This is a genomic window from Cupriavidus basilensis, from assembly GCF_008801925.2.
GTDB classification, from domain to species: domain Bacteria; phylum Pseudomonadota; class Gammaproteobacteria; order Burkholderiales; family Burkholderiaceae; genus Cupriavidus; species Cupriavidus basilensis.
Genome location: NZ_CP062804.1, coordinates 1377325 through 1389981, shown reverse-complemented (window position 1 = coordinate 1389981; position 12657 = coordinate 1377325). Strand labels below are relative to the sequence as shown.

At 66.6% G+C, this 12657-nt stretch carries 10 protein-coding genes; 5 read left to right on the top strand and 5 right to left on the bottom strand.

The features are described 5' to 3' along the window. Window positions 1-31 precede the first annotated feature (31 nt). Window positions 32-2164, top strand: coding sequence for a cation:proton antiporter (locus F7R26_RS27065; protein WP_150986593.1), 2133 nt, complete (start codon window positions 32-34; stop codon window positions 2162-2164). 52 nt (window positions 2165-2216) lie between these two features. Here F7R26_RS27065 and F7R26_RS27060 read toward each other — a convergent pair whose 3' ends face one another. From F7R26_RS27060 to F7R26_RS27050, 3 genes are all read right to left on the bottom strand, one after another. Continuing rightward, window positions 2217-3788: a sensor domain-containing diguanylate cyclase gene (locus F7R26_RS27060; protein ID WP_150986654.1), complete on the bottom strand. Its 1572-nt coding sequence runs from the start codon at window positions 3786-3788 to the stop codon at window positions 2217-2219. A 249-nt stretch (window positions 3789-4037) separates the two neighbouring features. Next, entirely contained in the window at window positions 4038-4679 is a 642-nt protein-coding gene (locus F7R26_RS27055) for a GntR family transcriptional regulator (protein ID WP_150986655.1), read from the bottom strand. Between the two features lie 91 nt (window positions 4680-4770). Further along, window positions 4771-6570: an IlvD/Edd family dehydratase gene (locus tag F7R26_RS27050; RefSeq protein ID WP_241754745.1), complete on the bottom strand. Its 1800-nt coding sequence runs from the start codon at window positions 6568-6570 to the stop codon at window positions 4771-4773. Window positions 6571-6815: 245 nt separating this feature from the next. Between F7R26_RS27050 and F7R26_RS27045 the strand changes: the two genes are divergently transcribed. Together F7R26_RS27045 and F7R26_RS27040 are read left to right on the top strand one after the other, a co-directional pair. Next, entirely contained in the window at window positions 6816-7844 is a 1029-nt protein-coding gene (locus tag F7R26_RS27045) for a Bug family tripartite tricarboxylate transporter substrate binding protein (protein WP_150986594.1), read from the top strand. 217 nt (window positions 7845-8061) lie between these two features. Continuing rightward, complete coding sequence (locus F7R26_RS27040; protein ID WP_150986595.1) at window positions 8062-8628, top strand: phasin family protein; 567 nt, start codon at window positions 8062-8064, stop codon at window positions 8626-8628. A gap of 175 nt (window positions 8629-8803) precedes the next feature. Here F7R26_RS27040 and F7R26_RS27035 read toward each other — a convergent pair whose 3' ends face one another. Further along, window positions 8804-9220 carry a hypothetical protein gene (locus tag F7R26_RS27035; protein WP_150986596.1) on the bottom strand — a complete coding sequence of 139 codons (417 nt, stop codon included), beginning with the start codon at window positions 9218-9220 and terminating at the stop codon, window positions 8804-8806. A gap of 405 nt (window positions 9221-9625) precedes the next feature. Between F7R26_RS27035 and F7R26_RS27030 the strand changes: the two genes are divergently transcribed. Together F7R26_RS27030 and F7R26_RS27025 are read left to right on the top strand one after the other, a co-directional pair. Beyond that, entirely contained in the window at window positions 9626-10729 is a 1104-nt protein-coding gene (locus tag F7R26_RS27030) for a GGDEF domain-containing protein (protein WP_241754744.1), read from the top strand. After that, window positions 10726-11478 carry a head GIN domain-containing protein gene (locus F7R26_RS27025; RefSeq protein ID WP_150986597.1) on the top strand — a complete coding sequence of 251 codons (753 nt, stop codon included), beginning with the start codon at window positions 10726-10728 and terminating at the stop codon, window positions 11476-11478. The genes F7R26_RS27030 and F7R26_RS27025 overlap by 4 nt, the downstream gene beginning before the upstream one ends. Window positions 11479-11591: 113 nt before the next feature. On the opposite strand, the gene F7R26_RS27020 is transcribed toward F7R26_RS27025, so the two are convergent. Further along, the gene (locus tag F7R26_RS27020) at window positions 11592-12440 is read right to left on the bottom strand and encodes a VOC family protein (RefSeq protein ID WP_150986598.1); all 849 of its coding nucleotides are present in this window, start codon (window positions 12438-12440) and stop codon (window positions 11592-11594) included. Between the last annotated feature and the right edge of the window lie 217 nt (window positions 12441-12657).

The following is a 12657-nucleotide window of genomic DNA, read 5'->3' as shown; positions in this document are numbered from 1 at the left end:
GGCCGTCCCGCGCCCGGCAACGGAGGCGTGCTTGAATATCGTCGTCGACGTGCTCATCCTGGCGGGCGCGCTGCTGGCCATCGTGGCGGTGGTGCAGGTCGCCGCCGCCAAGCTGGCACTGCCAGAGTCCACGCTACTCTCGGCCATCGGCATCGCCATCGGCGCGGGCTATGTGGCCATCGACGCCGCCTACCCGCAGTTCGCCTTGCATTTCCTCCATCCCCTGATCGACCCGGCACTCCCGCCCGAGGCCTATCTGTGGATCTTCCTGCCGCCTTTGCTGTTCCACGCCGCGCTGACCGCCGACGTGCGCAGCATGCTGCCGGACGCCGCGCCGATCCTGCTGCTGGCCATTGTCGCGGTGATCGTGGCCACTGGCGTGATCGGGCTGGTCACCACGCTGGTCAGCGGCGCCAGCCTGGTGGTGTGCCTGCTGCTGGGCGCGGTGGTAGCCACCACCGACCCCGCCGCGGTGATCGCCATCTTCCGCGATGTCGGCGCACCCGGCCGGCTGATCCGGCTGGTCGAAGGCGAGAGCCTGCTCAACGACGCCGCGGCCATTGCCATTGCCGGCGTGCTGGTGGCCATGCTGACCGGCCATGGTGCCGAGGCCACGCTGGCCGCTGGCGCGCGGGAACTGGCCTGGTCGTTCGTGGGTGGCGTGCTGTGCGGCGCGATCGCCGGACGCCTGCTGGCCGACCTGCTGCCGCGCCTGGCCGGGCTGGCCATGGCCGAGGGCGCGCTGACGCTGGCGCTGCCCTATCCGCTCTACCTGCTCGCCGACCAGTTGCTCGGCGTGTCCGGGGTGGTGGCGGTGGTATGCGCCGGCCTGATGGTGAGCGCGCTCGGGCCCACGCGGCTGAGCCCGCGCAACTGGAACCACATGCGCATGATCTGGGAGCAGTACGCCAGCATCACGGGGGCCGTCGTGTTCTTGCTGGCGGCGGTGCGCGTGCCGTCCTTGCTGGCCGGGGTGACCGTGCATCACGGCTTGCTGCTGCTGGCACTGGTAGTGGCCGCGCTGGGGGCGCGCGTACTCACGCTGTTCGGCCTGCTGCCGCTGCTCTCCTGGCTGAAGGTCAGCGCGCCGATCAGCCATGCCTACAAGCTGGCCATTGCGTGGGGCGGCCTGCGTGGCGCGGTGACGCTGGTGCTGGCGCTGGGCATCGCCGAGAACGAGGCGCTGCCCTACGAGGCACGGCATTTCATCGCCATCCTGGCCACCGGTTTCGTGCTGGTCAGCCTGCTGCTGAACGGCACCACCCTGCGCGGGCTTATCCACCGGCTCGGGCTGGACCAGCTCACCGCCCAGGACCGGGCATTGCAGCAGCAGGCCATCCAGCTCTCCACCGAGGAGGTCGAAACCACGCTCGACCACATCGCGCAGACCTTCGACCTGCCTCCCGCGGCAGCGCGCGAAGTGGCGCAGCACTACCGGCGCGAGATCGAGCTGGGCGCGCTGGAGTTCGATTTCGACGCCGCGCTATCCGAGCGCGACCGCGTCACCATTGGCCTGGTCACGCTGGCCACGCGCGAGCGCGAACTGATCCCGGAGTACGGCGACGGCGTGATCTCGGTAGCCAACCTCGACGCCATGATGCGCAACACCACGCTGATGATCGACGCCGCGCGCGAGCATGGCCGCCTGGGCTACAACCGCGCCGCCCGGCATATCCTCGACTACCAGCGTGGCTACCGTGTCGCGCTCTTCCTGCACCGGCGCCTGTCGATCGACCGGCCGCTGGCCCACGCGCTGGCCGACCGCTTCGAGCTGCTGGTCTGCCGCCAGACGGTGCTGGAGCGGCTGCGCCAGTACAACCGCTCGCTGCTCACGCCGGTGTTCGGCGCGCGCATGGCGACCCTGCTGGACGGCGTGCTGGAAGAGCGCGTCAAATCGGCCGGCGGTGGCCTGGATGAGATGCGCGCGCAGTTCGGCGGCTACACGGTGGCACTGGAAAAGCGCCTGCTGATGCTGTTTGCCCTGCGCAAGGGCCAGCGTTCGCTGGAGGCCATGCGCGAGGAGAAAGTCATTTCCAGCCAGGCCTACAACCAGATCGCGCAAGTGATCCAGCGCGCCTGGCGGGCCAACCTGGCGCGTCCGCCGCTGCGCAGCGCGCTGTCCGCGCAACCGATGCCAGCGCCGGAGTCGCCGTCGCGCGAATGAGGGCCGCCAGGCCTCGCGCAAGTTATCGCGCCAGCTAGCGGCGCCCGCGCGATCAGGGTGAGTCCGCCCGGACGGCCGGTTCCGGCTGATACCGGACCGTGTTGTTGCGTCCGTTGCGCTTGGCCTGATAGAGCGCGATATCCGACTTTTTCAGCACCTCGCCAACCTCCTCCGCCGACGAAGGAAAATGTGCGACGCCAAGCGAAACCGTCACGACGCCACCGGTGGGGTTAGGCGTCTTTTCCACGGCCTCGCGCAAGCGCTCCGCAATCAGGAACGCATTGTCCGCGGTCGTGCCGGGCAGCAAGATGACGAACTCCTCCCCGCCGCTGCGGCATGTCACGTCGCCGCCCCGGGAACCGGCCCGCATCAGGCCTGCGATGTGCGTCAGCACCTCGTCCCCGACATCGTGCCCGTAGCGGTCATTGATCGACTTGAAGTGATCCACGTCGAGCGTGATGACGGCAAAGGACTGCCCGCCAAGCTCGTACAGGCTGAGCGCATTGCCCAGCCCGCGGCGATTGCGCAAACCCGTCAGTGCGTCGGTGATGGATTCATGGTTGAGCCGGTCCAGCGTGCTGCTGGTCAGGCTCATGCCCCGCAGCAGCGCTTTCTTGAGGCGATCGGCTTCGATATACCTGGCCTGGATCCGCTCGATCCGCTCCATCCCGTCGGGCGTGGTCCCCATCCGGGCGTCATCGGCCAGTTGCCCCAGCGGCCGCGAGATCCAGCGGGAAAACCACAAGATAAGGACCAGCGACAGGAGCAGGATGGGAATGCTGTTGCGGAATGTCACCAGCACCAGATCATTCAGATCAGCTAGCGTGGCTTGCGTGGATCTCTGCGCCACGATGCCCCACCCGGTGGACGCGACCGGCGCATAGCCTGCAAGCATCTCGACACCGTATTGGTTCACTATCTGCTGCGCGCCCGCTGCGCCGCTGGTTACTGCCAGCACGACTGAATTCTTGAAGACCGACTTGCCGACATGGGAGTCGTCCGGATGAAAAATCACGGTGCCATTACGATCCACCACATAGACATAAGAGCTATCCCGATAATAATGGCTATCGAGAATCTCATGCAGCAGATTCTTGGCATTCAGGTAAATGGTGCCCCCGACATAACCAAGCAGCCGCCCCTGCGCATTAATAATGGGATGGGAAATAAAGATAATCAGCCTTCCGCTGGAGGTGGTAAATGGCTCGCTGATCGCTGGGGTGCGGGTGGTCAGGAGCTTGTGCCCCCAATCGGTCTTCACGCTCTGTCCGCTCCGGCCCAAGGCCGCTGGCGATACGGATAGCACCATGCCGTCCTGGCGGACGATGGCCACCGAATTCAGGCTCCTGGTCTGCAAGCGCAAGCGCTCGGCCTCCTCGTTCACACGGGCCGGATCATCCATGGCCTCGGCAAGCAAACTGGCGCTGTACGCCAGCTGCTGCATGGTGCTTTCAATATGGGCTCCCGTGGACTGCGCCAGCTTGGCCGCATAGACACGGTTGGCTTCCAGCGTATTGCGGATCAGCAGGTCACGCTGCACGCGGTAACTGGAGTGGAGCGCATTGGCCATGGTCAGCAGGACCGATCCCAGGGCCAGGAGCAGGATCAGGCCACCTAGCCCTATTTTGGGCGAGCGCTCCGGAAGTGGCTTACACGGTTGCGCTGACATCTCTTTTGCAGGCCGACAATCGTCAGAACTTCAGAAGGGGCCGAGTTTAGCACGGTCCGCCGGCTAATATTCCTGCTGCAACGTGCAAATACAAGCCCGCGCGGCTAAAGATTGGGAAAGGAATTTCAAGTTACCCCTCGAGTGGCGTATTGATTCCCCCAATATTTCTATTAACCACGCCTGAGAGACAACTAAAGTAATGTACTAAGCAGGCCCTCCGGCACGCTCCCGTTCCGCCGCGAGGTATGCATCGCGCGAGGGCAGCAGATGGCTACGGCATAGTGCGACAAGATCCTCGCGCCGGCCCTCGCGCAAGGCGTCGATCATGGCCCAGTGTTCCTGCCTGGCGCGCTCGCGATAGCCCGCGGCAGCCAGCGACCCAAAGCGGATCGGATGGGCGCGGCGCGCGTACTCCTCGATGGCCTGCCGCAGCACCGCATTGTCGACCAGGGCGAACAACGCCCGGTGAAAGCGCTGGTTGATGCGGAACACCGCGCGCGCATCGCCCGCGGCCACCGCAACGTCGTGCTCCTGCTGCACGGCCACCAGCGCCTGCAACCGCGCCGCGGGCACCGGCAGCGCGATCAGGCTGGCGGCATGCGTTTCCAGCACTTCGCGCAGTGCGTATAGCTCCATCACCTCGCGCGCCGGAAAGGCGCGCACCACCGCGCCAACGTTGCGCTTGCGCTCGACCACGCCCATGCCTTCGAGCGTGACGAGCAGCTGGCGCACCACATGGCGCTTCAGGTTGAAGCGCGCCATCAGGTCGTCTTCGACCAGCCGCTCGCGCGGACTCAGCAAGCCAAAGACGATGTCTTCCTCAAGGATCGCTGCGGCGGCCAGCATGGCTTGGGCGCCGCCGGCGGCATCATCCTGAGCACTATGCGCCGCTTGCGCGCGCGTTCCTGCACGGGTTGGTTGATCCATGACTGGACGCTCAGGACTTGCGCGGCACGGTTTCGCTGGTCCGCGCGGCGCGCAGGAAATCGAAGTCCACGCCCTGGTCGGCCTGCGTCACCGTGGTCAGGAACAACTTGCGATAGCCGCGCTCGGCGGTAGGCCGCACCACTTCATGCTCGGCCGCCCGGCGGGCCAGCTCCGCGTCGTCGATCAGCAGGGAAATTTCGCGCCGCGCCACCGACAGGCGGATGCGGTCGCCGTTGCGCACGTGCGCCAGCGGGCCGCCGATGGCGGCTTCCGGCGTCACGTGCAGCACGATGGTGCCAGCCGCGGTCCCGCTCATCCGGCCGTCCGAGATGCGCACCATGTCCTTCACGCCGGCACGCGCGAGCTTCCTGGGAATCGGCATATAGCCGGCCTCGGGCATGCCGGGCGCGCCGGTCGGACCGATGCGCTTGAGCACCAGGATATCGTCGGCGTTCACGTCCAGCGCGTCGTCGTCGATGCGCTGCGCCATGTCCTCGGCATTTTCGAACACCACGGCGCGTCCTTCATGCTCCATCAGCACAGGATCGGCGGCGGATTGCTTGATGATGGCGCCGCCCGGAGCCAGGTTGCCGCGCAGCACGGCCAGGCCACCCACCGGATAGATCGGCGCGTCGAACGGGCGAATCACCTCCTGCGCGAACGGCGCGGGCGCGGCGTCGAGCTCCTCGCCCAGCGTGCGGCCCGACACCGTCAGCGTGTCCAGGTGCAGCAGCGGGCGCAGCTCGCGCAGCAGCGCGGGCATGCCGCCTGCCGCGTGGAAGTCTTCCATGTAGTGCTGGCCGGAGGGCTTCAGGTCCACCAGCACGGGGGTCTCGCGGCTCATGCGGTCCAGCCCGGCCAGGTCGATGTCGATGCCCAGGCGCCCGGCGATGGCGGTCAGGTGCACGATACCGTTGGTGGAGCCGCCGATGGCCAGCAGTACGCGGATGGCATTCTCGATCGCGCGGCCGGTGAGGATGCGGTCCGGCGTCAGGCCGGAGCGGGCCATGGCCACGGCAGTGGTACCGGTGCGCTCGGCCACCCGCACGCGGTCGGCGGTGACCGCCGGGGCCGATGCGCCGCCGGCCACCATCATGCCGAGCGCTTCGGTCAGGCAGGCCATGGTGCTGGCCGTGCCCATCACCGAGCAGGTGCCCACGCTGGCAACCAGCTGGTTGTTCACGTCGGCAATCTCGGGCGCATCGATCTCCTCGGCGCGGTAGCGGCCCCAGTAGCGGCGGCAATCGGTGCAGGCGCCCACGCGCTCACCGCGATGCGAGCCGGTGAGCATGGAGCCGGTGACCAGCTGGATCGCCGGCACGCCGGCCGAGGCCGCGCCCATCAGTTGCGCGGGCACGGTCTTGTCGCAGCCTCCGATCAGCACCACGGCGTCCATGGGCTGCGCGCGGATCATTTCCTCGGTGTCCATCGACATGAGGTTGCGCAGGTACATGCTGGTGGGCGCCGAGAAGCTCTCATGCACGGAGATGGTGGGAAAGTCCACCGGCAGGCCGCCCGCCAGCATAACGCCGCGCTTGACGGCCTCCACCAGTTGCGGCGCGTTGCCGTGGCAGGGGTTGTAGCTGCTGTTGGTGTTGACGATGCCGATCACCGGCCGCGACAACGCGTCGTCGGTATAGCCCGCGCCCTTGATGAAGGCCTTGCGCAGGAACAGCGAGAAGCCTTTGTCGCCATAGTTGGTCAGGCCCTTGCCCAAGCCGTTCTCGGCGTCTTGCGCTGGCTCGAAGGGGTCCTGGCCGGCCTGTGCCGAGGCGGAAGGGTCCTTGCGGGAATCGTGGGAGCCGGCCATGCACATCTCCAATAATATTATTGATAATCGAGGCAGGAATCATATCTGGCCTTGCTGCCTCGCCGCAACGGAAAATTCAGCCCCGCACCTTTAATTGAAGATTCAGATCAGTCGATAGAAAACTTCTGATTCTTCTATCAAGAGACGCCCCCTACACTCTGCCATAGCGACGAGCCGGGCGTCCCGCGCTGCACAGCCTTGCTGTGACTTCCCATCCATACCAACCCGGCGCAGGAGATTCCCCGATGACCGGCATTCGACGCCACGCGCGAACGCGCGTTTCCGCGCCCAGGCGCCACCTGATTCTCTGCGCGCTCGCCGGCGCCATGCTGGCAGGCACAGCCGCCTTCCCTGGCCTGGCCGCTGCCGCCGACTATCCCACCAAGCCGATCCGCCTGGTCGTGCCCTACCCGCCGGGCGGCGCCACCGATGTCATCGGCCGCACCCTGGCGCAGCACCTGTCCACCGCACTGGGCCAGCAGGTCGTGGTCGACAACCGGGCCGGCGCCGCCGGCAATATCGGCGCGGAACTGGTCGCCAAGTCGCCCGCTGACGGCTACACCCTGCTGATGGGTGCCCTGACCAGCCACGCGATCAACGCGGCGCTGTACAAGAATCGCGTCTCCTACGACATCGAGAAGAGCTTTGCCCCGGTGGCCATCGTGGGTACCGTGCCGCTTGTGTTCGTGGTCAATCCCAGCGTCAAGGCCAACAGCCTGCCGCAGTTGATCGCGCTGGCAAAAACCACCCCTGGCGCGATTACCTTTGCCTCCGCCGGCAACGGCTCCCCGCAGCACCTGGCTGGCGAGATGTTCAAGCGCATGGCCGGCGTGGACATGCTGCACGTGCCTTATAAAGGCAGCGGCCCCGCCATGACCGACCTGATCGGCGGGCAGGTGCTCAGCATGGTCGAGACCGTGCCGGCGGCGCAGTCCTACGTCAAGGGCGGCAAGATCCGTGCGCTGGCCGTCACCACCAGCGAGCGCGTGGCGGCGCTGCCTGACGTGCCGACGGCCAATGAAGCGGGCCTGAAGGACTTCGAGGTCAACTCCATGTTCGGCATCGTGGCCCCGGCCGGCACCCCGGCACCGGTGGTGGACCGGCTCAACGCCGAACTCAAGAAGATCCTGGCCGAGCCCGACGTGAAGGCTTCCCTGCTCAAGCAAGGCGCCATCGCCACCTGGACCACGCCGGCGCAGACCCAGGCCCGCATCAAGTCCGAGCTGGCCAAGTGGACCGCGGTGATCCGGGAAGCAGGCGTCAAGCCAGAGTAAGGGGGCCAGCGGCCCAGCAGCCCCGAAGCCCGATCCCGGATCGCGGCCTGCCCGCCCCGCCCTGATGTGGCGGGACGGGCGCCTGCCGTCGCGCGCCTTGACACCCTGACGATTGCGCCTATGATGACTAGCGCAATGCTGCGGCGCAGCAAGTGACGATTGCCACCGGCGAAATCCCTCGGACGCGTTGCCTCGTCATGAACTATCGGAGACGCTCATGGCTACCCTCTCTCACGCTGAACACGTCGAGACGCCTCTGCCTTACCCCGTCATCGATTTTGGCCTGGCAAGCCCTTGGGCGCAGGTGGCGCAGAAGATCGGCGCGCTGAACCTGCAAACGGCAAAGACGCTCATTGCCGAAGGCACCGACTACCTGCGTGAGGCGGCCGCGCAACCGTTCAGCTTCACCACGTTCCGGCCCGAGCTGGCCGACGTGATGGCGCAGCACATTGCCGCCTATACCCACAGCCTGATCGAGATCGTGTTTGGCGCGAACGCTGATGTTTCCGACAACGTCCAACGCCATTTCGCCGCGATCGCCGGCCAGGATCCGTTTCAATGGTGCCTGATGGGCCGGGATTTCCTGCCGGAGTACGGCAACGGGCTGCCCGCCATGGGCGCGGCGATGACGGGATGGGTCGCGGCCTACCTGCCAGGCGGCAAGCCGCTGCCGGAAGTCAACGCCGAAGCCGCGCCGCGCAAGACTGCGCTGCTGGCGGCACCGGCCGACGTCGTGGAGCCGGTCGTGGAGCCGGTCGTGGAGCCGGCCAAGCCAGCCGAATAAGCCCGGGGCCCGCTCTTTGAGCGGGTGGCGCGAACCGGCGCGGCGAAACTTCAATGACAATCCGCCCTGAAGTGGGGCTCCCCGGCCCCGCCATCCTCCTCGCGTAGACCTCGCGTAGAAAAAGGCGCCGATCCAATGCGTCTGAATCAGCGCTTGCACAGTGCTCTTGGCTACATCATTGGCAGGCGGTGCCGGGCACAGGCTTGCCCGAGTTGGTCATGCCCTGGCAGGCGTCGCCAACGCTGGTATCGGCGTCGAAGGCGGCGTTGTTATATGGCTTGAGCCTGCCCGCTACCGTGCAGCAAAAGCGCGGCTCGCCCGGGACGGGCGTTGCCGGCGGCGCGCTCTTCGCCATGCGGGAGGACGCAGGCACCTGACTGGCGGCGGGAGTTGGCGCGGGAGCAATACGGGAGGCTGGCGGCTTGGCGGGCTGGTCGACGCTCTGGTCGTCGTCATCCGGAGACACGCACTGGCCCTTCTGGCAGATACGCTCCCCTTTGCACTGCATGTCATATTGGCAACCCGCTGCGTATGCATGCAGCGGCGACGCCATCGCCAACGTGGTGGCGAACAGCAAGCCCAGCGTTCTCATGTTTCCTCCTACTCGACTGCCAGCGCGAATCGTACGAATCGCCCGCACCGGATCCTATATTCCGGCACTGGCGAGCGCCGGGCATCGTGCTGTTTTGCACGAGATACCCGACTCCGGCGTCGACCGCCACGTCAGCCGAAGCGATCCACCGCCACCTCTAGCATAGGCACCGGGACCCGCCACAGGGAACCCCGCCATGCAAGCGTGTGAGCGCCGCACCACCAACGGCGGCGACGGCAAACGAGCGCTGCGCGCCATGCCCGGCCAGGCCGTCCAAACACCCGTGTGAAACCGCTTGCGAGCGGCGCGCGCACGCTGCAAGTCCTTGTATGATTGCCGCTGGATTCATTGCACTGCCCTGCCCCACCGACCATCCGATCCTCCGATCCTCCAGAGGCAAGCCGAATGATGTTTCGCACTGTTGAGTCAGAGTTGCTGAACCAGCCGGTGCCGGCGCCGGTGCAAGCCGATTTTGCCCAGCATGAATTCGAGAGGCTGCAGCGCTTTTGCCTCATGACCTTCGCGGCCAGCGTGGGGATCTGGCTCGTGTTCGATCTGCTGGTCAGCGTCAAGGGAGGCCAGGGTTTCACGATCAACTCGATCCTCCACCTTGCCCTGTTGTCGGCGCTGACCGCGGCCGTGCCCTTTGTACGGCGCGCGCAGCAATTCCAGATCCTCAACTTTGCCTTTGTGCTGGCCTTCTGCGTGGGTGCGCGCCTGGTGCTGAACGGCATGCCTGACGACACCCGTCCGATCTGGTCGATGCTGGTGGCGGCCAGCGTGCTGTTCTGCGCCTCCACGCTGCCGCTGAGCCCCAGGGCGTTTTTCGGCGTCATCGCGCTGGCCTGGGTCCTGCTATTTCCCATGATGGCGCCGCAGGACCTGCTGGAACTCAAGGGCATCCTGGTCGTCTGCTACGCGCTCTATTTCACCGGCATCACGGTGTACACATTCATCACGCTACGGCGCGCGAAGCTGCAGAACTTTGTCATGGCGAAGACCTTGCTGCAGCAGGCTTATGTGGATGCGCTGACCGAGATTCCCAACCGCCGTGCCTTCATGCTCAACGTGGGCAGCCTGGTGCCGCGCGCCACCACGGAGCAAGACCATTATCTGGCAATGGTGGACATCGATGACTTCAAGAAGGTCAATGACCGCTACGGCCACGATGTTGGCGACGAAGTGCTCAAGCACGTGGCCGCGGGGATCAAGCTGGTGATGGGGGACTGCCAGTATGCGCGCCTGGGGGGAGAGGAATTCGGCATCTATCTCAAGGGGATGACGCGCGCCGAGGCGGAAGTCCGCATCGGACTGCTGTGCCGCAGCATCCGGGATGCGCCATCGGAGCCCCCCGTGACCATCAGCATTGGTGTCACCCACATGGTCAGCGGCGACACGCTCACCAAGGCGTTCATCAAAGCCGATGAAGCGCTCTATGATTCAAAGAGGACCGGCAAGGACAAGTACACATTCCACCAGGAGCCCTGCCAGCCCGAAGGATCGCCATGACCCATATCAACCTGCTTTGCGCTGCCTGGCTGGCATCCGCCTGCCTTGCCGGCGCGGCGCTGGCTCAGTCCAGCACCGTGGTTATCAACCAGAGCGGCATTTCTGCCTCGGGCACATCCGGGAGCAGTGTCGTCATCGTCAATGGCCAGGTGGTGACTTCCCATGACGCCACCAAGGGAGGCGGCCCCGAGAAGACCGAGCAACGCATGGTCGGCGCATTCTCCGGCGTGCAGCTCAATGCCCCGGCCGATGTGGTGTTCTCGGTTGCGCGCGCCTACTCCGTTTCCATCACCGGCCCCGAGGACATCCTGCCGCTGGTGCTCACCAGCCTGGACGACGGCAAGCTGACCATCGGCCTGAGCGCGCCAGTCGTGCTCGCGGCGCCGCTCAGGGTGGCCATTACCGGGCCCTCGCTCCAGGCGGTCAGCATTCCCGGCGCCGGCACCCTGCGTGCGTCCGGCCTGCACGAGGCATCCATCGACCTGCGTCTGTCCGGGTCCGGCTCGATCGTGGCCGAGGGCACCGTGGGCAGCGTGCGCGCCGCCATCTCCGGCTCTGGCGAGGTGGATGCCAGCGCCTTGCGCGCGCAGCGGCTGGACGCGCAGCTTAGCGGCTCGGGCCGCATCCTCGGCTACGCGTCGGATGCGGCCAGCGTGGCGCTGACGGGATCCGGCGACATCATCGTTGCCGGCAAGCCGCACCAGCGTGCCGTCAGCCGGACCGGTTCCGGCCAGGTATCTTTCGAATAGCCAGCCACGCTACAGCGCCCACGGCATCGACCGCAGCGCGGAACTTATTGCGCGCGGCGCGGTGTAATCCAGCGCGTAGAAATCCGTGAAATCCACCGGGATTCCGTCCGCGCTTATTCGGTAAAGGCGAGGGTGACGCCCGCCGCCTCGGCAGGCGGCACCACCAGCAGGCCGTCGATCTCCTCGACGCCGCGGATCTCGCCTGCCGCCAGCGCGGCGCGCGCCGTTGCCAGCGCCGTGGTGCGCAGCACCAGCGCCACCATGCGGTCGCGGCCATCAATCAGCGCCGGCACGCTCGCGCCAAAGCGCCGCGCCGCCGCCTCCGGCGTCAGCACCACCACCGACGCACCGCCGGCGCGCAGCAGCTCGCCGTGCGCCCCCTTGCCCACATGCTCGGCGCCGAACAGGCGCGACAGCAGGCCGATGGTGCGCGCCGGGTCTGCAGCCGCGATCACGTATTGCGCCACGCCGGTCACGCCGTTGGGATGGACTTGCCAGTGCCCGCGCCAGACCAGTTCCGGCGTGAAGTGGTGGCAGAAGTAGAGGCGCCCGTTTGGCACCAGGTGCGCGGCCAGCCGCACCGTGCGAAAGCGCGCTTCGCCGGTGGCGCCGGGCAGATCGACCGGGCGCGTGAACTCACGCGGCGGCCCTTCCACTTCCAGCCCGCGCGCCAGGATCTCGCGGTGCAGGCCGGTGGAGTCGGCGCTCTTGAAGACGAGCCCGGTCAGGCCAGCCGGTTCGGCCAGCAGGTCCGCGCGGCCGGTCGTCGCCTTGCCGGCTTCAAAGCCGAGCAGTTCCAGGTAATCCGTATCGAAGATCGCGAGATGGTTGCTGGACCCGAGCGAATGATGGCCGCGCGGCGTCAGCTGGAAACCCAGGCGGCGATAGCGGCTGGCGGCGTCGTCCAGGCCTTCGTGGACATTGACGACGACGTGGTCGAGCAGCGGGATCAGGCTTGGCATAAGAGGGGTTCCGGTGGAATAAGCGAGCGATGGGTGAGCGTACGCGAGCACGGTGCGATCCCCAACTGCGCGTTTCGTCTTTGCATATGCGCGCGGCGCGCGCCTGCCGGGTGCGCCGCGCGCCGCGCAGCCAACGTCTTTGCTTAGACGAAAAGCGCGTTTCCCTCGCGCGGCGGCGCCCCCTACACTCGCTGGCTGCCCAGCCTTCGTGCTCCCT